22 protein-coding genes and 1 pseudogene are annotated in these 22,581 nt (G+C 36.3%); all 23 read right to left on the reverse strand.

All coding sequences use genetic code 11. The features are described 5' to 3' along the window. Positions 1-341: 341 nt before the first annotated feature. The 23 genes and pseudogenes from FYJ65_RS07510 to FYJ65_RS07620 all read right to left on the reverse strand — a co-directional run bounded on the left by FYJ65_RS07510 (position 342) and on the right by FYJ65_RS07620 (position 22,574). Positions 342-1,538 carry a polysaccharide biosynthesis C-terminal domain-containing protein gene (locus FYJ65_RS07510; RefSeq protein ID WP_154554716.1) on the reverse strand — a complete coding sequence of 399 codons (1,197 nt, stop codon included), beginning with the start codon at positions 1,536-1,538 and terminating at the stop codon, positions 342-344. Beyond that, positions 1,538-2,731, reverse strand: coding sequence for a UDP-N-acetyl glucosamine 2-epimerase (locus tag FYJ65_RS07515; protein ID WP_154554753.1), 1,194 nt, complete (start codon positions 2,729-2,731; stop codon positions 1,538-1,540). The genes FYJ65_RS07510 and FYJ65_RS07515 overlap by 1 nt, the downstream gene beginning before the upstream one ends. 26 nt (positions 2,732-2,757) lie before the next feature. Then, complete coding sequence (locus FYJ65_RS07520; RefSeq protein WP_154554717.1) at positions 2,758-3,255, reverse strand: PglD-related sugar-binding protein; 498 nt, start codon at positions 3,253-3,255, stop codon at positions 2,758-2,760. 16 nt (positions 3,256-3,271) lie between these two features. Further along, a complete protein-coding gene (locus FYJ65_RS07525; protein WP_154554718.1) occupies positions 3,272-4,306 on the reverse strand; it encodes a polysaccharide biosynthesis protein in 1,035 nt (344 codons plus the stop codon). Positions 4,307-4,368: 62 nt separating this feature from the next. Continuing rightward, positions 4,369-4,713, reverse strand: a complete 345-nt coding sequence (locus FYJ65_RS09520) for a DapH/DapD/GlmU-related protein (protein ID WP_206157359.1) — start codon at positions 4,711-4,713, stop codon at positions 4,369-4,371. Between the two features lie 291 nt (positions 4,714-5,004). Next, positions 5,005-5,880, reverse strand: a complete 876-nt coding sequence (locus FYJ65_RS07535; protein ID WP_206157360.1) for an ATP-grasp fold amidoligase family protein — start codon at positions 5,878-5,880, stop codon at positions 5,005-5,007. A gap of 15 nt (positions 5,881-5,895) precedes the next feature. After that, positions 5,896-7,188 (reverse strand): flippase, encoded by a 1,293-nt coding sequence (locus FYJ65_RS07540; RefSeq protein WP_154554719.1) that lies wholly within the window; start codon positions 7,186-7,188, stop codon positions 5,896-5,898. Next, positions 7,188-8,336 carry a glycosyltransferase family protein gene (locus tag FYJ65_RS07545; protein ID WP_154554720.1) on the reverse strand — a complete coding sequence of 383 codons (1,149 nt, stop codon included), beginning with the start codon at positions 8,334-8,336 and terminating at the stop codon, positions 7,188-7,190. Before FYJ65_RS07545 ends, FYJ65_RS07540 begins: the two co-directional genes overlap by 1 nt. A gap of 219 nt (positions 8,337-8,555) precedes the next feature. Beyond that, positions 8,556-9,342: pseudogene (locus tag FYJ65_RS07550) on the reverse strand (IS30 family transposase). Positions 9,343-9,433: 91 nt separating this feature from the next. Then, complete coding sequence (locus FYJ65_RS07555) at positions 9,434-10,696, reverse strand: O-antigen polymerase (RefSeq protein WP_154554721.1); 1,263 nt, start codon at positions 10,694-10,696, stop codon at positions 9,434-9,436. Continuing rightward, complete coding sequence (locus FYJ65_RS07560) at positions 10,693-11,373, reverse strand: CatB-related O-acetyltransferase (RefSeq protein ID WP_154554722.1); 681 nt, start codon at positions 11,371-11,373, stop codon at positions 10,693-10,695. The genes FYJ65_RS07555 and FYJ65_RS07560 overlap by 4 nt, the downstream gene beginning before the upstream one ends. Positions 11,374-11,379: 6 nt before the next feature. After that, on the reverse strand, positions 11,380-12,516 hold the full coding sequence (locus tag FYJ65_RS07565; protein WP_154554723.1) for a glycosyltransferase: 1,137 nt from the start codon (positions 12,514-12,516) through the stop codon (positions 11,380-11,382). A gap of 15 nt (positions 12,517-12,531) precedes the next feature. Further along, positions 12,532-13,722 (reverse strand): glycosyltransferase family 4 protein, encoded by a 1,191-nt coding sequence (locus tag FYJ65_RS07570; protein ID WP_154554724.1) that lies wholly within the window; start codon positions 13,720-13,722, stop codon positions 12,532-12,534. After that, the gene (locus FYJ65_RS07575) at positions 13,712-14,950 is read right to left on the reverse strand and encodes a glycosyltransferase family 4 protein (protein ID WP_206157361.1); all 1,239 of its coding nucleotides are present in this window, start codon (positions 14,948-14,950) and stop codon (positions 13,712-13,714) included. Before FYJ65_RS07575 ends, FYJ65_RS07570 begins: the two co-directional genes overlap by 11 nt. Before the next feature lie 29 nt (positions 14,951-14,979). Next, entirely contained in the window at positions 14,980-16,062 is a 1,083-nt protein-coding gene (locus FYJ65_RS07580; RefSeq protein WP_154554726.1) for an ATP-grasp domain-containing protein, read from the reverse strand. Positions 16,063-16,068: 6 nt separating this feature from the next. Continuing rightward, positions 16,069-17,289, reverse strand: coding sequence for a type III PLP-dependent enzyme domain-containing protein (locus FYJ65_RS07585; protein WP_154554727.1), 1,221 nt, complete (start codon positions 17,287-17,289; stop codon positions 16,069-16,071). Continuing rightward, entirely contained in the window at positions 17,289-17,915 is a 627-nt protein-coding gene (locus FYJ65_RS07590; RefSeq protein ID WP_154554728.1) for a sugar transferase, read from the reverse strand. Before FYJ65_RS07590 ends, FYJ65_RS07585 begins: the two co-directional genes overlap by 1 nt. 19 nt (positions 17,916-17,934) lie before the next feature. After that, positions 17,935-18,597: a PIG-L deacetylase family protein gene (locus tag FYJ65_RS07595; RefSeq protein WP_154554729.1), complete on the reverse strand. Its 663-nt coding sequence runs from the start codon at positions 18,595-18,597 to the stop codon at positions 17,935-17,937. Further along, entirely contained in the window at positions 18,594-19,196 is a 603-nt protein-coding gene (locus FYJ65_RS07600) for an acetyltransferase (protein WP_154554730.1), read from the reverse strand. Before FYJ65_RS07600 ends, FYJ65_RS07595 begins: the two co-directional genes overlap by 4 nt. A gap of 33 nt (positions 19,197-19,229) precedes the next feature. Then, positions 19,230-19,964, reverse strand: a complete 735-nt coding sequence (locus FYJ65_RS07605) for a DegT/DnrJ/EryC1/StrS family aminotransferase (protein WP_154554731.1) — start codon at positions 19,962-19,964, stop codon at positions 19,230-19,232. Positions 19,965-20,174: 210 nt separating this feature from the next. Continuing rightward, on the reverse strand, positions 20,175-20,846 hold the full coding sequence (locus FYJ65_RS07610; protein WP_206157362.1) for a nucleoside-diphosphate sugar epimerase/dehydratase: 672 nt from the start codon (positions 20,844-20,846) through the stop codon (positions 20,175-20,177). Positions 20,847-20,893: 47 nt separating this feature from the next. After that, positions 20,894-21,265: a VanZ family protein gene (locus tag FYJ65_RS07615; RefSeq protein ID WP_206157363.1), complete on the reverse strand. Its 372-nt coding sequence runs from the start codon at positions 21,263-21,265 to the stop codon at positions 20,894-20,896. Positions 21,266-21,296: 31 nt separating this feature from the next. Next, positions 21,297-22,574, reverse strand: a complete 1,278-nt coding sequence (locus FYJ65_RS07620; RefSeq protein WP_206157364.1) for a DegT/DnrJ/EryC1/StrS family aminotransferase — start codon at positions 22,572-22,574, stop codon at positions 21,297-21,299. Positions 22,575-22,581 lie beyond the last annotated feature (7 nt).

The following is a 22,581-nucleotide window of genomic DNA, read 5'->3' on the forward strand; positions in this document are numbered from 1 at the left end:
ATGAGAGAAGTCTATGGTCTTAAGCAGAGCGATAGCGAATAACATCTATACTATTTGCGGTACCCCATCTCTGGAACGCCGGTACCCGGCGTCCCGGAATGGCGGTTTCACCGCACAGGAATATTCAAAAGGTTTCCACTACCGGAATGGTGGTTTCCTTAAAAACGGATTTGCGGTTTCCTATCCCCGGACAGCAGGGACACGGAGGCCGGATTATTCACCTAATGACAGGGTGTTATACACATATAAAAATGTGACCATTTTACTGTATGTTTAATGGTCACATTTTTCGCAAGTCTCTTGAACATCTTTATTCCACGGTGCCAGAAGCGACAATTCAATCACACTTCCTCAAAGAATGTATCCGGCCTCTTTGGATTAAATATCTCATTACAAGTCATCACAGTAACTAAATCTTCCGTTTCACTCAGATTGATAATATTATGAGTCCATCCCGGAATCATATGCACCGCTTCAATTTTGTCGCCGCTCACCTCGAATTCAACCATCTCCCCGGTATTGATGTTTCTCTCCTGAATAAGTCCATGTCCATGAACAACAATGAAGAGTTCCCATTTAGAATTGTGCCAGTGTTGTCCCTTTGTAATACCGGGCTTACTAATATTAATGCTTACCTGACCGCAATCTTCGGTATGTACAAGCTCAGTGAAGCTGCCCCTGCTGTCAACATTCATCTTTAGCTCATACTTAAACCTATCCGTTGGAAGATAGGTCAGGTAAAGACTGTATAGCTTCTTAGCGAAAGAGCCTTCCGGCATCTTTGGCATCAGAAGATTTACCGGCTGCTGTTTAAACTCCTGCAGCAAATCAACAATCTCACCTAATGTAACTTTATGAGTCACCGGAACATAGCAGTACCTTCCATCGACTGTGTCCACCGTCTCGACCCCATCGAACTCACAGTGGCTCTCCTTTTCCTCAAGAAGATCGAACATTCCTTCAATAAGGTCATCGATGTAGAGCAATTCAAGTTCGGTACTTCTGTCATTTACAGTGAATTCCTCATCATTTGCAACCGCCCAGCAGAACGTAGATACTGCCGAATTGTATTTTGGGCGACTGTGTCCCATTAGGTTCGGGAATCGATACACCGCAACCTTTGCACCGGTTTCCTGAGCATACTCAAAAAATAATTCTTCTCCGGCTTTTTTTGAACGACCGTATTCAGAATTACCAAAACGCCCTGCAAGTGTGGCTTGAACAGAAGATGAAAGCATGATTGTCGCTTTATTATTATGCTTTTTCAATGTATCAAGCAACCGGCTGGCAAAACCAAAGTTTCCTTTCATAAAGTCTTCCGGATTTTCCGGTCTGTTAACACCTGCTAGATTAAATACGAAATCTGCATTCTGACAATATCGATCCAAATCTTCTGGGGTTGATTTCATATCATATTCATAAATTTCATCAATTACAAGATTGGGTCTTGTTCGGTTCTTCCCATCTCTGATGGTTTTGAGATTGTTACAAAGCGCCGTTCCCACCATTCCTTTGGCACCTGTTACCAATACATTCATTAGTTTGACTTCCTCCATACCATTTTGTTGACAACGTTTACATATCCTTGAATAATTCTTACAACTTTCATGGATACAGTCTCATCTACATAATCCGGGCACGGCTTTCCGAGAATTCCTCTTGCTTTCATATCAATTGCCATATCAGTTGCTTGAAGAAGTTCGGTAGTTGAAATGCCCGCAAGAATAAAGTTTCCGGACTCCAGTGCTTCCGGTCTTTCCGTTGAAGTACGTATACACACAGCAGCTATCGGATGTCCAATGGAGAGATAAAAACTGCTCTCTTCCGGAAGAGTTCCCGAATCGGATACGATAGCAAGTGCGTTCATCTGAAGGCAATTGTAATCGTTGAATCCAAGTGGCTCATTTACTTTCACTCTAGAATCAAGCTTGAATCCACTCTTCTCAAGTCTGTGCTTTGATCTTGGATGGCATGAATATAAGATTGGCATATTGTATTTCTCAGCCAATGCATTGATAGCGGTAAAGAGCGATTCAAAATTCTTTTCTGTATCAATATTCTCTTCCCTATGAGCGCTGAGCAAGATGTAGTTATTCGGCTCCAGTCCCAGTCGTTCCAGCACATCACTTCTCTTGATTTTTTCAAGATTCATTCTCAGAACTTCGGCCATCGGAGATCCGGTAACATATGTCCGTTCCTTTGGCATTCCCATTTCGTGAAGGTATTTTCTGGCCGGTTCGCTGTACGGAAGATTAACATCAGAGATAACATCAACTATTCTTCGGTTGGTTTCTTCCGGCAGACACTCATCTTTACATCTGTTACCTGCTTCCATGTGAAACAGCGGAATATGAAGCCGCTTTGCAGAGATAGCGGACAAACAACTATTCGTGTCTCCAAGCACCAAATATCCATCCGGCTGAAGTTCGGATAAAAGCTCAAAACTTCTTACAAGAATATTTCCGCATGTTACTCCTAGATTATCGCCCACAACCGGCACCAAGATGTCCGGTCCGAATTCACCGTTACTGTTCTTCAGCTCAAAATCCTCCCAGAACACGGTGGAAAGATTTCGATCCCAGTTCTGATTGTAATAGATTACACAAAGGTCAAAATACTCACGGCATCTCTTAATAACAGCTGCTAAACGAATAATTTCCGGACGAGTACCCAGACCAACGCACAGTTTTATCTTACCATTATTTTGCCATTTGAAATTATGTTCTATCATTACTAATATTTCTCCCATCAATCCAACTACACTCTCGTAGCTCGTTCTATGATTTCTCCTGCCTCTATCTTCTCACAACACGAAATACGATTCTCACCTTTCACAATACAACGCACACATAAATGTGCTCCATCTTCTATAACAACATCATGATCTACCGTAGCGCCCAGGTTTATAATACAGCCTTTACCAACTATACTTCCAGTATTCACAATGGATCCAGGTAAAACCACACACCCAGACGATACTTGTGCTTTCGGAGACACATATGCGGATGGATGAATCAAAGTAGCGAGTTTTCCACCTGCCTCTTCGATTTTATTAATCCATTGTAAACGAAACTTGTTATTCCCAAATGCTGGAATAAATTCTGTATCATCATCTATGTAGCATGCAAAAGAAGCAAGTGGATACTCTTCATCTGCATCATCTAAAACTGTAATTAAATAGCCTCGTTGTTCTGCCATATCATAGACTGTTCTTCCGTATCCGCCAGAACCTAAAATTATTAACTTCTTATTCATGAAATCACGCTTTCTTTTATTTTTCGGCTAATCTTTCCTGGATGTATGCAATTTCTTTCATTTTTGCAATAATCTCTTCTTTATTAAGAAGTTTTGTATTATTTGAATTGAACTCTGTCAATTTGTTTCGTTCAATATTGCCCTCTTTGAAATACTTATCGTAATTTAATCCACGATTATCAGCAGGAACGCGATAAAATCCACCAAGATCAATTGCCTTTGCGCACTCCTCATTTGTAAGTAATGTTTCATACATCTTCTCACCATGACGAATACCAATTACCTTAATATCTTCTTTCGTTCCACCAAACATCTCACAAACTGCTTCTGCCTGAAGACCAATTGAGCACGCCGGTGCTTTCATAATAAGCAAATCTCCATTCTCACCGTGTTCAAATGCATAAAGAACGAGATCAACTGCCTCTTCCAGAGACATGATGAAACGAGTCATGTTTGGCTCTGTAACAGTAATCGGATTACCTGCTTTAATCTGATCAATCCAGAGTGGGATTACGGATCCACGAGAGCACATTACATTGCCATAACGTGTACAGCAGATTTTTGTTTTTCCACTATATCTAGATTTTGCAATTGCCACAGATTCTTCTAGTGATTTAGATTTACCCATTGCGTTGATTGGATAGGCAGCCTTATCGGTTGATAAGCAAATTACAGCTTCAACTCCTTCTTCAATTGCAGCTGTAAGGACATTGTCCGTTCCAATAATATTTGTTTTTACAGCCTCCATTGGGAAGAATTCGCAAGATGGAACCTGTTTTAATGCAGCAGCATGGAATATGTAATCAACACCGTGCATCGCATTCTTACATGATTGAAGATCTCTTACATCTCCAATATAAAATTTAATCTTGTCTGCAACTTCAGGCATACGAACTTGGAAGTCATGACGCATATCATCCTGTTTTTTCTCATCACGAGAGAAAACTCGAATTTCTCCAATATCTGTTTTGAGGAAACGATTTAAAACTACGTTTCCAAAAGAACCAGTACCACCAGTAATCATTAATGTTTTTCCTTTGAATAAAGACATTTTCTTTCTCCTTTTATATCATTAATTATATTTTCTAAGCTAAAAATAATGAGCTTTCTATTCTATAAATAAATTCTTTTTGAATCTCCCTCATAATGGTAATATTCCATTAATGCTTTGTCTTTTTCGACACCTTTTAAATGTCCTAAATGAAGAGATTCTTTTTGTATTTTTTCAAAATGTTCATCTGCAGTTTTTATTATTCTGGCGAGTACGCCAACTGCAACTGAATTACTTGGAATACTTTTAGAAATTGCAGCCCCTGCACCAATAATAACATTATCGCCAATTGTCACTCCAGGTAAAATAATTACATTGTTTCCAATATATACATTGTCTCCAATTACAATAGGCTTTGTTGCCTCAAGATCCGGTACTTTATTTCTAAATAGCAATCCCCCCGTCATGTGTTACAAACTTAACCCCATCTGTGATATGTACGTTTTTCCTAATGTAATAATCCATGGTTCTGTACTCCAATTAATATCTCCATATAAATGTAATTCACCCTCAGGAAAGTTTACGCCTATTTTTTTGCCCATACTATTGGATTTTTTATTTGAGCAATTTTATTTTTTAACCGTTTAAATAACTCTATAATTTTCATTTTACTTCACAATAACCTTTCCTTATATCTTGATTAATGATATACAATATATTTTCATTACCTAAACTTCTTTTAGCTAATTCCATCAATATTACAAATCCAGCTTGATTAGTTTTCCCATTTCTTTATCACCATCCAAAAGATCATCGTCTAATCCTCCTGCTGGAGTAAATGTTAATTCACCAAAATAAACTTTATCATCCAATATATATAGGTCAGTTCTTACAAAAGGAAACTGTGCAGACAGTTTTTCAGCATACTCAATTGCTTTATCTAATAATTGGGGTTTACAAATTTTAAAATTTTTATCTATTTTAAGTGCATCTTTGGAATATGGAATCAAATTCCAATCTCTGTCGAAAAAATAATATTTAGCATGTCCCTCTTTTCTTTCAAGACACACCATTGTATATAGTACTTTTCCGTTAAAACAATAAAATTTATAATCTTCAATTTGCTTTCCATTATTATCAATGAATTTTTCAATTGTGATTTTTTTAGGAATGTATTTATAATTAATTTCTGCTCTATGTTTCCAATAATCATCTTTCATCCACTGACTTACTGTTTTTTTTGCCTTTTCTATATTTAGTTTTTCTTTATCAACGCAAATCAAATTATATCCGCATCCATGATTACATTTTAATACGAATTTTTTCGGTAAGCTATCCCAATCAATTTCATTCACATCGCTATATACTCCCATTAATGGAATAAGAAGTTCTTCACATCCCATCTTCTTCACAAATTCTCTAACGGCATACTTATCAGCGCATTGTGTAATCGTAGGGTTATTATTATATGTATTCAATTTTAACCATTGAATTTTTTCGTTAAAGCTTTCCGGATTTTTAAGATTTAATGGTTTTTGAAATCTTTTTTTATATAAATACTTAGTTGAACTGGTAGGTGATATTATAGTTCTAATAGAACACCCCCCCCTCATATATTTTCCAATATATATCATGTAAAATCTTAATTTTCATTTTAAAATTCCTTTCCCTATAAATGATTCAATTAAATATCTAACGTATATACGTGTTTCTTTATAGAATGTTGGCGCAATTAAACATGTCACCATTTCTGTAAATAGTGTCGCAACTGCCGCACCTATAATTCCATAATACTTAATTCCATAATAGTTTAATATCAAATTTATAATTACTCCCCATATTAATATATGTTTAGTGTAATTTTGTTTGTTCTCACATATCATCCATATAGATCTTGGATATGATAATGATGAGAATACTGTCGACCATATCAATATTACCAAAGGTCCTTTAGCCATCATATATGCGTTACCATATAAAACTAAAATAATAAAATCTGCCAAGACAGTAAATGCTATTGAAAATAATACTCCAATCCAAAAAATGAACCCAGACAACTGTTTTAGCCTCTTTACATATAAACTTTTATTATGTTCTTGCACTTCCATAATTACAGGCCTTGCAGAATTTGTAAATGCTTGTGGTATAAAAACCCACATATTACATATCGTAGCTGCGGCAGTATAATATCCTACATCTGTTTGAGTCATCATTTTTCCTATCATTACTCTATCCATTTGGCTATATAAAACAGCCATCATTGTTGAAATAATTAAATGATAACTTTTTCTCAATAGTTGCTTTGAGGTTTGTAAATCAAACTCTAGTTTTCGTTTTCCTTGTTTACGATACATTATTATAAACATAATGGCTATTAACAGTGAATCTAATGCTGTTGAAAAAGCAAACCATTCCACGCTTTTTCCCGTAATTAATAAAAACACCTTATATAAAGACATGACCGTATAAGATATACATCTAATTATAGTAGACACCTTAGAATTCAAATTAGATTGATACCACATATCAATTAAATTAAATGCATTAAAAGGTAATATGATAGATTGCAAAAAGGTAACTACCAAAAGAATATGATCATCCGGATTCAAAAAATAGACTATTATGCACACAGCAACCATAGATAATACGCCAGCTATCAAACGCATTATTATGCCGCTTCCCAATATTATTCCTTCTTGCTCCCGTTTAGAAATAATTTCCCTAACTACGATACCCTCTAAGCCCAACGCACAGAAAATTGTAAAAAATGATATATATGATGCAGCATAGTTTATAGTTCCATAATTAGACGGACCCAAATATCTTGCACTAATTACACCAATAAACAGTGAAATAACCATTTGATATATTTGCGCAAAAACCATCCAACTTGTATTTTGAAAAAATTTATTAGTCAAAAATCTTTTAATTTGTTCTAACATTATAATCTTCTTTTCACCCTATCCATTATTGCATCAACCAATCCTACAATCCCAAGATGAAGCATTTTTTTCCAATGAATGGCTCTAACATCATAACGTGTAATTATGTCTTCAGTCCCACTCGGTTTCCTTTTTACCGAATGCAAATCATATATATATATTCCATTTCCTTCAACAGGAACAACGCAATTCATCTCGATCGGTCGATACTTTAATTGAAGTGTTTTTACAACTTTAAACGGATGTCGCGCTGTCGAAATAGCATAATCTGCATTTCCAAAATTTTCTCGATTTCCATACAAATCTAAAACAACTTTTCCGTTCAATTCATCAAAGACTTCTAAACCAACTCTTTCAAAAAAAACATCATATTTTATTGCTCTTTCATATGTTGGTAAACGGTACTCTACTTCACCTTGCAACATAGATACTTGAAAATCATTATTGGGAATTCGACAATGTTCACCTGCATCCGAGGCATTTGTACTGAGCGAGAAATATGGATATACAAAATATTTATCATTTTCTACAATATAACGCATGAAGTATTTTAACCATGATTGTTTATTCCAATTTGAAATATATTGCGGTAAAATACAACCTTCTGCCAAATCCTTCTGTTCATTCTTTGTGTACCAGTTTTTAAACCCTTGCCACATTTTTTTTGACCAACATTGTCCCCATGACATGGCAAACTGCTGCATATACACATCATATCCATTATTAACCGGCTCAAACGGTCTATATACACCTGGATGAGTCTGATGCTTATACAAAGAAATACCTGCAATTTTTGAGTCTTCTTCATAAAAAGACAATGTCTGTTTTACATATGTATAGAAATACTCTGATACATTCAAATCATCTTCTAATACAACTACTGCATCATATTTTTCTGTCAAATCACCACATTGAATAATATGCTTTCTAAGCCCTTGTCGTTCCGGAAATGCACGGATAATCTTATTTCCAAATAACCATTCAACTTTTTCTGCAACTTTTACAATCTCATTTTGCTTTTCTCCTTTATCTATACTCACGATAAGATCAACTTTATCATTAGCATAATCTGCTTTTACAACTGTATTCAACAATTGTTCCATAGAATCGGGGCGATTATACCCCACTGCTACTATTGCTATATTCATATTTTACTCTTCCTCTACAAATTTTTCTCCGTAAATTGCAATAACAAGTTGAACATTGACATGTGAACAGTCCTAAGCACACAGGGTGGTTATCTTGGAGGAATGGTTACATTCCTCTTAGGTGACCTCAAGCACAGGATGAGCATGCTAGTCAAGGCCGCCAAAAGCGCATCGTCAGAGGTCGCCTTGACTGGCTGGGAGTCCGTGCTATCCAGATTGTTACACTGCTATGGTGTAGATTCTGTCCAGTTCCTCCTCAAAAAGCTCGTCGGGTGTACTATAAACGAGGATTTTTCTTGGAAGGCTGTTACACCAGACTTCAATCTGGCAGATCTGCTCGTCTGAGAAGCTGTCGATTCTGCGTCCTTTCGGAATGAATCTACGGATTAGGCCGTTTTTATCGCTCTTTGATCCGATTACCAGATCCGCTTCCCAGTGCCCGAACTCTGCACAGTCCTCGACACTAGATGGCCGTTCTTCAATACTTCTGCCAAGAATCCGCTTGTTCTTAAGAACCCGTGTCTTTTTAGGAGAGCGCCGCAGCTTTTCCGGAAGATCGATGTTTTTGATCCTCCGGAGTCCGAGGTCTGCATAATTGTAAAGTGTTTTCGTGCAGACGATCTGTTCCCGGATAAAGGATGCATCCTTCAGGGCACGGTGGACACAGACATCCAGCGACCATTTGTCCTCAAAGAAGTGTTCTTCTACATAGGAGATAAAGGGACTTTTTTTCAAGGAAATCATAATGGCGACAACAGGCTGCACGATTCTTTTTGTAGGTAGCCTGCCCGGCGCTTGCCTTATAACGGAATACATTGCCTCGATATAGAGAGCCTGTACCCCGCTTGATCTCGTTTCGGACGGTGTTCGGCGCACAGCCTATTTCCCTGGCAATCCTGTTGGATGTCCATCCATCTTTGAGGCGGGTTTGAATTACGACGCGTTCTTCATATGAAAGATGTTTACCCTTTTTGTGTTCAGTTGTAGTAGAATGTAAGTGGTCCATAAGGTCTTCTCCTTGTAAATGTTGTTTGGTCACATACATTCTACCAAAGAAAAGCTTTATGGACTTTTCAATTTACATGTTCAACTTGATGTTACCATCGGCGTACAAATTTCTCTCTATCAAAAACTAATCTCATATATATAAAAGCTAGGCAGTATCCGGTAGAATACAAAAACCATCTAGTGCTTGCATTACATATTTGTAAAAACATCAATATATATACCGCTGTAAATAACAAATTTCCATTTTCTGCTCTTGTATAAAGGCGTTTACAAATATACCCCCATATCCAAGCTTCTATAAATATAAGTACTAGACCACCATCAATGTAAAAATATCCAAAAACAGTTGGCATAGCATTATAGTATAAATTTTCACCAATTTTTAAAACTTTACATGCTTCGGTTCCTATAACACTGAACACTTGTGGGTATGAAAGAATACCAATATAATTAAGTATAACAAATAACGGAGATATCCAACCTGCTACAAAATTTACACCATACGTTGTTCCTTTTATATTAGGTGTATTTTTAATAACTTCTCCTAAATAAGTAATACTTCCTGCGAAATATTGATACACAGTTGAGAACATCTTTTCCCCAATAGTCATATTCTGCATTAAATAAGTTGCTCTACTATTTGTCAGAAAAATCAGCCCATACGCTAATATGCCACCAAAGAACACAATTTCCATTTTTTGCTTTAAGGATAATTTAGCATTACGGTTAAGTATCAAAGCTCCACAAATTATCATAAAAAAAGTATTCATTAAAATATAGCGTCCTCCATTGCTCACGGCTTGCAATAAAACACAAAATGATGCGTTAAGTATCAATAATTTTGAACGATACTCTTTTTTGAAAATAGCAAATATAGCTGAAACAATTACAACATATCTCAAGGGATCAATTATATACTCACGAAAATAATATAAGAGCACACTTCCTCCACCATCATATGTATAATAATCATTTCTAATATCGGAATATGAAACTCCAACTAATAGAGAACGAATAGCATCTATTGATAAAAAGAAACTTACTATTAAAACAATGGTTGAAATAATGGCAGCTCTTCGCGGATTAAACATATATTTCACATTCAAAACGCTCCGATTTCCCAAAGTAATTCTTCTTGACAACGCAGATAAATTAAAACCTATAATCCCTGTTATTACACACAACATAGCCGTTATTGATGGTGTATATACACTTTTATTTCCGCATAATATCAAAATGCCAACTACGCTCCAAAGTATATTGAATATTACATATGGATTATTCCACGTTTTATATTTATGCATTGACATAAGAAAACAGATGATAGGAAGTATACAAATAACAACTTTCAATATTGACTCTCCCCTCTACTTATATTCCTTTCAAATTTACTAATATCTTCAAAATCATCAGCATGAGACTTTATCCATGCCTCTGGTTTATCCCACCATTTAATTTTCATTAAGAATGCTATTTTTTCATCTTCAAATCGCTTTCCAATCACTTTAGCTGGTTGCCCTGCAACAATTGTATATGGTTCCACATTTTTTCTAACAAGTGCTCCAGCTGCCACAATCGCACCATCGCCTATAGTACACCCCCCCATAATTGTTGCATTATAACCAATCCACACATCATTCCCAATAATACATCCGTATTTATTGTTTTCATCAGCGTATATTTTTTCTTTAAATTTTTGTGTTGAAACATATGTTGTTCCATTTTGTAATCCTAATGAAAAGAATGTCGGATGTGTTGAAACAAATCCATGACTTGGATGTGTTCCTGTGAGGACAGTAACCTTATGTCCAATACTGCAGTATCGTCCAATTTTACCCATTATAGTACACTGATCACCTATATATGTTCCAAACCCCATATAACCTTCAAACCAAGATTCTGCTCCAATTTTGTTTTGACCTTCTAGTACTGCATTTTTGTCTATATTAGCTTTCCTTAAAAAAATAATATTCTTTTTCTGCATTTTAATTTTATATATTTTAATAAGACGTTTAATTTCTAAAAACATATTTTTCTACCTTTCAATAAATTCTTTTACAGTGGAAACCCAAATTCGATAATCAAAATATTCCTTTGCAGTTTTGTGCGCATTTTCTTTCACTTCGTTAATTTCCTGTCTATTTAACTTTATAACTTTTCGTAATGCTTGTGTCATTGCTTCACTACTACAATTTTCAACTATAATACTGTTCTTTTCATCTTTAAGATACATTCCCAAATCTGAAGTTAAATTACATATCATAGCACATCCATTCATCATTGCTTCTACTGATTTTGTCGGAAAACCAGCTTTGGTGTAACGCTCGTTTGCGGGTCTAAGAAGTATAGAAAAATCACTCATTGCTAATGCTCTTGTGACGTCCTCTCGCGCTACTCTACCATGAGCTACAATTTCTGGAATTTGTTTTTCAGACAAACAATCCTCTACATAATTTTCATCTGCACCATATATATGAAATTCCATTCTTTCTCGTTCTTTATTTGTTAAATTCCCAAAAGCTATAATACATTCTTTAAGATAATCTTTTTTTGCTGGAGACCCTGCATAAACAACTTTTATCACATTACCTTGAACTATCTTAGGACAATACTCCTTACTATCCATTATTACCGGTACTCTAAGTGTTTTTAATCCTTTTTCTGAATAATACTCCTGTAAATATCTGCTTATAGCATAGACATACATTGGTTTTCTTATCAGCTTTGTATTTGTTCTATTCTTTAATAGGTATGGATATGCGAAACATCCCATTTTAAATTCACACGGCGAATACCATTCAACACTATCATGTACAATACGAATATTGTTTTTAATTGAATATTTCCGCAACAGTTCTATCCCACTTTTCGGAATATCATACATATGTATTACAGATGGTTTCCCACTGTTTTTGATTATTTTTTTCATTACCTGTGATAACCGCTCACCGTATGAAAAACTATTGCTTATTTTTCTAGCAATACCGCAATTATCCTGATATATACTATAATATCTAACGCCTTTGAAACTTCCCTTTTCTGAGTCAGGATTCATTCCTATGTGAACCACATCATAACCTAACTCTTGATATATTTTCGCAAAGCATCCATCACGTACTGCTCCCGCATCATTTTCCGGGAAATTGTTTGGTGACACGATTAAAACATACATATTTTTTCCTCATTCTTAAATCAACTTACAAAGTTTTATATAAAATTCATTTCTCTTTTTCTGTAATACAGTGTTAGCAAAACTTTTAGATTTTTCAAAATTTTTCTTACTCATAATATTTAATTCATCAGGATTTTCCATTAAATAACATATTTTATTTGCAAATGCTTCTGCATCAAATGGAGAAAACAGATAGTCTTTTTCAATTATTTCTGGTATTCCGCCTACAGGTGTCGATAATACAGGCATTCCAACAGCCATAGCTTCAAGAATTCCTCTTGGTAAACCTTCTGCCTGTGTTGGAAACATATAAATATCCGATTTTAATAATTGCTCTCGTACCTCATCTGAAGATGGCAACAAACCAGTAAAAGTAATGAATTCATCTACCCCTTCAGCTTTTGCATATTTTTCAAATTCTCCTCGCTTTGATCCATCGCCTATGATAACTGCCGTTATATCAAATCCTTTTTGTCTTGCAATTTTAACAGCACGTATCAATATTTTTTCGCCTTTTCTATCACTTTCCATTGCCACACTTGAAAGCGCTATTTTCATATGGCTGATATTATTGTAATTCCTTGAAGATGTAAAGGCGTCATTTGATAAAGTTATCGTCGAATAATTTGATTCAAAATATTCTTTACTCTCACCTTTTACTGCTGCAACTGAAGGATAATTTTTTTGTATAGAATATTCTGTTACATATGAAACCCCATTAACAGTTCTGCAAAACTGTTTTAATTGATTTGAAATCCTACGGTTTAATATCCTCATTATAAAAGATTGGCCTTTTCGCTTCACATCATCTGATGGATCATATACTATTTCTCCCGCTTTAGGAATCTTTTTCGACAAATGTTTAAATACCATATACGCGGTTTGACTTGGCATTCTCATTAATGCAGCATCGCATCCTTCGTCAACGTTTTTTAAACATTTTTGTATTTGCATATATTTAAAGAGTAATTGCTTAGGTCCCTGATAAAAAGGAATTTCAAATATTTCAACTCTAGGTCCATCCACTCTATGCCATTTTGGATTTATTGTCTTAACTTCTTTACATCTTCCAGCTACTCTTATACTTTGAAAAACATCCATATATCTTTTCCAAAAATTATATTTATAAATTGCATCACACCAATAGCTTCCATCTGGAGCTTTTAATAAATGCACATCACATGCAACTAATAATTTATTTCCCATTTTCACCCACTCTTTTCATTATTATTTCATAGGATTTCTCAACTGTATAATTGCTATTTAAATATGAATTAGCATTTTTACCCATTATACTTCTCATATTTTCATCACAGAATTCAATTACTTTTTCTACAAATGATTCCTCATTATTACTTTCACATGACAGACCATATCCATTCTTTTCTGCTATTTTACCTACATCTGTATATGTATCTGTAGCACATAAAATTGGAATACCTGCTTGCATATATGTTAAAATTCTTGACGGATAATTTGGTGATAAACACTCATGATGTAAAAATATGAGTCCTACATCACAAGCAGATACTAACTTTTCATATTCTGCTTTTGCCAGCATATCTATTAATTTAACATTTTTCAACTTCTCTGTTTCAATATAATTAGCAATTTTATTTTTTTCAGTTCCACCACCAACAAAAACAAAATATGCATTTTTTACAGACGCTGAGGAAGCTACCGCTCTTAATGCGAAATCAATTCCTTGTGGCACTCCTAAACTCCCACCATATATGAAGACCACTTTATTTTCTGGAATGTCATATTTTCTTCTTATAGTTGTTTTTTCAAACTCACTTAAGTAAACTTCTTTAGGCGAAATACTATTAGGACAAATTTCTATTTTATCCTGTGATTCTAAATATGGCTCATTTTCTAGTAAAAACTTTACATTTGCTGGTGACATACATCCTATTGTATCAGATGTATCATACAAACGTCTTGCTAACAACGCCAAATAATCAAACGCTATTTTTTTTGGTCCTTTCATAGATAAGGCTCCCCCAAACAAACAATCGTATGGCCAAATATCTTTCAGCAATAAATATGAGCACGCATTCTGTCTTTTTTTTACAGCTTTTACTGCTCCATATACTGTAATAGGTGGAGAGCTATACAACACAAGAGAATATGTTCTTTCTTTCATAGCCTTCTTTGCGGCAATTCTATACTTGGGCAATAATTTCATAAGATTTATTCCTTTAAGTATAAAATTTGACATTTTTGTCACATTTGCAACATAAACTTTTCTTATTTCACCACTTCTATCACGTGCTATTATTTGGGGCTTCTCACTTTTTGTATCTCTTTGTTCACAAGCAGAAATCACAGTAACATAATGACCTTGCTTACGAAACTCATTTATCAAATCCATATATATCGATCTGGCATTAAAATCTGAATAATTTTCTATTGATAAAAACATTATATTCATTGAAAACACCTCACTAATCATTATCAATACTATTTCGTTTGCATACCAATCTCGATTTTATTGCCCTTTACGTCCGTATAAATTTCACTATACCGACGCTTTAATCTCGTACCATATTTTATTTCCACTTTAGGTAACATTTCTTTTAGTAATTGCTTAACCCTTAAATAAGGTAAATTAAGCCCTGCTGCCGCTATTACAGAAACCGTAGCCGTGATACGTGGATTTAAATCCATAAGAATTGCATTGCCATTCTTGTCTCTCATAAAATCAAAACCAATATTTCCATCTAGTTTTAAAGCAGCTACTATATCACTACTCATCTTATAAGCTTTCTCGTCTTTCTCAACGATACTTTCTTGAGCAATGCTCATTAAGCTAACTATATTCTCTCGACCTGCAATATATTGTACCTTTCCATGATCTGCTAATAAATCGACAGTATATTCATTTCCAGGAAGATACTCAACCAAAAGCATTTCATGTAATTCTTCGTTTGCTTCTTTCAAAATGCTAATCATGTCTTCATAAGCGACAAAAAAACTATTTGGTTTTTCGTTCACAAAAATCTGATATCTATTTCGTTTAGAGTCGATTATCCTAACTCCCCTACTCCCACTTCCATCAACAATTTTCAAGCAAACAGGCACATCTGGATATCCAAGATATTTGCAACCTTCTTCAAAATCTTCAATTGAATTAACCCCATAAAATCGAGGAACTTTTATTCCCTTGCTCTTCAAAAAGTTATATAATGATAATTTATTGTTAGCTACTTCAATAGCTTTTTGTTCTGATGCCGATATTATTGTTCCTAACTTTTGAAATTCTTCTTTTCTTTTGGAAACAGCAGTGACTTCAGTTGAAATATTAGGAAAATAAATATCAACACATTCTTTTTTGCAAATGTCTAAGACGATATCTATATATTCTTCGCATGTAGCTGCCGGAACTTTATAAAATTTATCTACCAAATACTGAGCACTTGGCTCTTCATTCATATCTATTCCTATTACTCGAATATTTCTTTCTCCATTTTTTTTCAAACAATCAATCATCCCCGGCATCGAAGGAGATCCCGACGCCGACATTAAAATTGTAATATCTTTCATGCCAATCTATTCCTCGAACTCAAACACATTAAATATATCTTCAAAGGTCTCTCTACGTTTTATTAATTTAATATTTTCACTTTTTATTGCAATCATAGGACAGTCCGGCATAATAAAAGGTGGTTTATCTACCAATGAATAGCCGCCAATATTCCCAAACAAAATATAATCTCCAATAGAAATATCTCCACTATATCCCTTATACAATACGTCTTGTTCTAAACATGTATACCCAACAAACCTAGCATTTAAAACAGTAGTTTTCTTGATTCCATATTCATATCTTTTGATTGGAAGATTTTTCATTTGGCATGTTTCACCCAAATTTTGAAAACTACAATTTAATAATACAAACTCATTTCCACGAATTTTTTTAATTCCGATAACTTTTCCCAAAAAATCTACATACTTAGATATTAAAGTTGTACCTGGCTCTGTAAATAGTAAAGGTTGTTTTTCTTTATCTTTATAATAATCTGCAAACGGTTTAATGACCTCGTTAGCATATTCCTCATATGTAGGTGCATCTGCTGGAAATTGTTTTTTTAACTCCGGATCCATTTTCCCAAACATTCCACTTCCTAAACTAATATAGTCAATGTTATCCAAATGGAATTTATTTACAAGTGAAAGCATTGTTTTTGCGCGTAATTTCCATGGTTCAATTCCCCTTGCACGACTCATGTGGCAATGAATTCCATTAATAATAACATTAGCATCCGTTAGAGTTTTGATGATTTCATCTATTTCGTGAATATCTATTCCAAATCTAGACGTGTAACCTGCATCAATATCAAAATTCACTCTAATACCCGTTTTTATTATATGATTAGGATTGCGTTTAGCAATTTCACATATTAAATTTGCTTCCTCCACCCTATCAATATTATTAATTCCGCCTTCTAATAAATGCTTTTCTAAATATTCTCCCTTAACAGGCCCATTAAAAATAATTCTTTGAGGAATATATCCAATCTTTAAAGCCAACCTATATTCCATATCAGAAACAACTTCTGCATATCCATTCAAATCCTTAACACATTTACAAATTGCTGGAGTATAATTTGTTTTATATGAATAACAAATATGATAATTGGGATATACTTTTTGAAAAGTGCTTTCTAATTCTTTATAATTTTCTTCAAATTCATCTTGATTAAAAATATACACAGCATTTCCATACTGCTCAATTATTTCTTTTACCTGTTTATCGTTTAGTTCTATCATTATTCTCCTCTATTATCTCTGTTTTTTCTTTCTTCATATAGCGGTTTTCTTACAAAATTACCATAATCTGTTTCTTTTCTTTGAAAGATAATTTTAAATACATTAAAAAATATCTTCATATCATTTATTAAAGACAAATTCTCTGCATAATTTGCCTCATACTCAAACTGCTCATCCCAAGATATTACTGCGTTATCGTCAATAGAATCCGGTGGTATTAATCCTCCTTTCACACAAAACCTTTTTAACTCTTTATCAGTATAATAGTCATCATATATCGGAGGTAGAGGTCTAGGTCCAATTACAGACATATCGCCTTTAATTATACATAACAACTCTGGAAGTTCATCTAAGGATGATGATCTAAGAAATCCACCAAACTTTGTTTGCCTCATTTCATCAGGTAATAGTTTACCATTTTTATCTTTCTCATTTGTCATAGTTCTAAATTTGATTAGCTTAAATTTTTTCATATCTTTTCCGGTTCTTTCTTGAGTAAAAAACACCGGGGATCCGAGTTTTACACGAACCATTAAAACCAACAAAAAAAACACTGGGCTAATTGCTATAAGTAAAAGCAAAGCAGACACAAAATCAAACATTCTCTTAAACACACGAAAAATCATATACTATACATTATACTCCTTACTTTACTTCTCTAACTAAGCTGAACGCCTCAGCTGCTTTGACACTCACTGTTGCACCTCGATACTTTGCCAATGCTTCAATAGCCCCTATAGACCTTGCTTCAGGAAAAACAGAAAGCTGAGACTCAAAAATAGCCATAGCCTCTAGCTTCACCTCGTATGTATCTGTAATATCTTCATATACTGTCGGAATAAATTCATTTACAATGTTAGGAATGTTCCACCCTGTTTCCGAAAGCGTTTCATACGCATAAACTCTCTTTGGATAGTTATTTCCACGAGGTCTAACTGCTACCATTGCAGCATCAACAACCATTTGATGATCTATCTGCATATCTCCTCTATGTGGAATATATACTTCATCTGGTTTTATTGAATTAACAACTTCTGAAATTTTTCCATTAAATTCATAACGTGGAACTGTTTCTAGCATCACTGCCGGAAAATCTAAAAAAATAGTTTCTTTAACTCCAAGCTTTTTATCTGCCTTTCGACATTCTTTTCTTCCTTGTTCTATAAACTCATCATTAAAAAGCGGTGACTTTCCCTTTGTCACAACACAAACATAAACTTCATCACCATCTTTCGCTCTTTTCGCAATAGTTCCTCCGACACCAATAATCTCATCGTCTGGATGAGGTGCAATTACCAATACTCTCATTTTTCTATCCTCCTAGCAGGAACCCCTATATACGTTCCCGATTCTTCTATATTATTTATCACTACCGTACCTGCTCCAATCATACATTCACCACAAATATTAACGTTGTTAATTACAGTCGCTCCTGCACCAATCCATGAACTATTTCCAATAGATACTGTTCCCGCTACGTGTGCCCCAACAGATATGTGGCTAAAATCTCCTATCCAACAATCATGATCAATAGATGATCCTGTATTAACAATAACTCCTTTTCCAATACTAGTATCTGAATTAATTACTGCACCTGCCATAACGACAGACCCCATTCCTATCTCAACTCTCCTACTAATCATTGCTTGAGGATGTATTAACGTAACCACATTGGATAATTTACTTTGAATTTCTTTTCTAATTCTTGCATCTCCGATAGCTACTATTTTATCTCCATATAAACTAATAGCATCTGAAGTTTTTCCTACTACTGGATATCCTGCACATGTTTTTATTGTTTCATTATCGTCCAAAAATACTATATCGTGATATCCATTTTTAACTGCAATATCTGCAATTACTTTTCCGTGACCACTTGCACCAATAATTATCAACTTATCATTCATCTATATTACCTATCTATGATATATTTTTGCTCTTTACTCAAAACAAGCTCTTATTACTTCTATAATTTTATCCTGCAGTTCTTCAGCCATCTTGTTATCAGACGGTAAACATACACCTCTCTGGAAAATATCTGCTCCAACATCTTTAATTCCCCCTGCACTATAGGCATTTGTTTTTGCTCTGCCGGAACCATTCACTGTTATAAACTCATGCATTCGATACATTGGCTGCATATGCATTGGTTTCCAAATCGGTCTGCCTTCGGCATTTATGCTACTAATTGCATCTAAAATTTCTGTCGGACAGCTTTTTCCTGATTCTGAAATATACAATGCCTCTGCTTCACTTCTAACCTGTCTGCACATTGCCCCTTCATCAATTAATAATGCACTCAACCAATAATTAGGACTTGCCTTTGTCTCATCAAATGGATTCATCTTAATTGGAAGTTCTTTCAAGCCTTTTTTATATCTTTCATAAATTGCTTTTTTCTTTGCAATATGCTCTGTCAAATGATTGTACTGATCTCGGATTACACCTGCAATCACATTACTCATACGATAGTTGTAGCCAACCTCTTCATTCTGATACCAAGCTGCCGCCTTTCTTGCTTGTGTAGACCATTTACGAACCGGATTCGCATCTTCCAGTGAATTTGTTAATAAGCATCCACCAGCTGATCCAGTTATAATTTTATTTCCATTATAAGAGACCGCTGCGTAATCACCATACGAACCACACTGTTTTCCCTCCCAACTTGCTCCCATGGCCTATGCAGCATCTTCAACTAATAAAGCACCATGTTTTTCACAGATTTCTTTAATATGTCTTATATTTCCAGGAAAACCATATAATCGCCGATGGTAATATCAAGTTGAACATGTAAATTGAAAAGTCCATCAAGCTTTTCTTTGGTAGAATGTATGTGACCAAACAACATTTACAAGGAGAAGACCTTATGGACCACTTACATTCTATTACAACTGAACACAAAAAGGCCAAACCGGGATTTCGTGAATTTCACGTCCCACCTTTTCCTTACTAATGTCTATAAAGCATCTTGGAATATATGCTGCCTCCTCATTATTGAGAAGTTCCTCTGCCAGACTTACACCAACACGTCCCGCTCCAATAATTGCAACCTTTATTTTTTGGACTTCTTTTCCGTTGCCGGCTTCTATGCCGGCAAATATATGCAGCAATACAGAAAGGATTTTTCCTTTTATTGTTTCCGTATTTCCACATTTATATGCATAGCGATACATCATACGAAGTGTTAACGCACCCAATAGATTAAGGCTAACAAGTGAAAGCATTCTCGCAAACGTAATTTTTTGAACCGGAAGTAATAATTCCAGACATAAATAGATTATAAAAGCAACAGAGTCGGTAAAAAGCAAAAGGATATAACATTGTATCCCTCCATATCTCCATACCTGCTCATATATTTTGCCAACAAGACGTGCTGAAAAAATACACAGCACAGAAAGGCATACTTGTTGAAGTATGCCTTTAGTTGATAGTTTATCCATTCCTTCATACAACACTAGCATTGTTCCTGCTACTATCGCATATATAATCAAATCATACATGACTAGCATCCACCTGATATTCAATGGATTGCTTTGTCCCATACGATTCTTATCCATATTACCTGCGTTCGCCCTATTCATTGTTTATCCCCCATACATGAAAATTACGCACACTCTTTCCAACACTTTTCTGCAACCTGATACAAGCAAACTCCAATAAATGCCCCGAAGGTGTTGCTGATTACATCGTCCAGCTCGCATTCTCCCAGCAGGGTAAGCAGCTGCATGAGTTCAATCGACACCGACGTGAACATGCCGGCAGCGCAAACGTGGCAAATGCTTTTTTTACCGGGATAAAGGAACCCGAACGGGATGAAGAACAGGATGTTCTCCAGAAACAGCAGGGTCAGCAGTTTTCCGGATTCTTCCCCCGCCAGCATGCTCCGGATTTCCCAGAAGAGCTCCGGCCGGAATACCCGATGGGGGTACGGCGTGCGGTTGAACAAGGTCATCCACAACATGAACCCAACGTACATCAGGAATAGGACGAATTGGATTCTTTTTCGTTTATTCAAAACACGCTCTAATAACTTCAATGATACGGTCCTGCTGTTCCGGGGTCATTTTGTTGTCCGACGGCAGGCACATGCCACGGGCGAAGATATCGGCGCCCACGTCTTTGGCCTCGCCGGCAATGTAGGCGTTCGTCTTTGCCCGGCCGGTGCCGTCCACGGTGATGAATTCGTGCATCCGGTACATCGGCTGCATGTGCATCGGCTTCCAGATCGGACGGCCTTCCGCGTTCAGGCCGGCAATGGCCTCCAGGATTTCCGTCGGGCAGCTTTTGCCCGCCTCCCCGATGTAAAGGGCATCCGTCTCACCCCGAACCTGCTTGCACATGGCATCCTCGTCGATAATCAACGCGCTGAGCCAGTAATTCGGAACGGACTTCTCATCGAATGGAATCATTTTCACCGGAAGGTCCTTCAGGCCCTCCGCGTAGCGGTCGTAAATGGCTTTTTTCCGGGCAATGTGCTCCTCCAGATGCGGGTACTGGCCGCGAATGACGCCGGCAATGACATTGCTCATGCGGTAGTTGTATCCCACCTCTTCGTGCTGGTACCACGCCGCTGCCTCCCGGGCCTGGGTGGACCATTTGCGGGCTTTATTGGCATCCTCCAAGGAATTGGTCAGCAGGCATCCGCCGGCAGAACCGGTGATGATTTTATTTCCATTGTAGGAAATCGCCGAATAGTCCCCAAAACTTCCGCACTGCCGGCCTTCATAGGTGGCACCCATGGCTTCCGCTGCGTCCTCAATCAGCAGTGCCCCGTGCTTCTCGCAGATTTCCTTAATCTCCCGAATTCCGCCCGGGAATCCGTACAGCTCCGCGCACACCACCAGTTTGACTTCCGGATACATCTCAAAGGCCTTCTCCAAAGCTGCCGGGTCCATGTTCCAGGTTTCCGGATTCGTGTCGATAAAAACAGGAATTCCTCCTTCATACAGTACCGGGTTCAAGGTGGCGTCGAAGGTCATATCGGAACAGAACACCCGCTTGCCTTCCACGGCGCCGTGGCCCACTGCCGGACGGCCGTACAGCTTCTCCCCAGCCAGTTTCACGCACAGGTGCAGCGCAGCCGTGCAGGCCGAGAGGGCGACCGCATATTTTACGCCGGCCTTCTCCGCGGCAATCCGTTCCACCTCGTTAATATTCGCGCCCACGGTACTCATCCAATTGGTATCGTAGGCTTCCTTCATATATTTCATTTCTTCGCCGTGCATGGTAGGCGAAGCCAGCCATACCTTCTTCTCAAACGGCTTCATATCGGCTCCTCTAAACATCGCTTTT

It is taken from the genome of Mogibacterium kristiansenii (assembly GCF_009695905.1).
GTDB classification, from domain to species: domain Bacteria; phylum Bacillota; class Clostridia; order Peptostreptococcales; family Anaerovoracaceae; genus Mogibacterium_A; species Mogibacterium_A kristiansenii.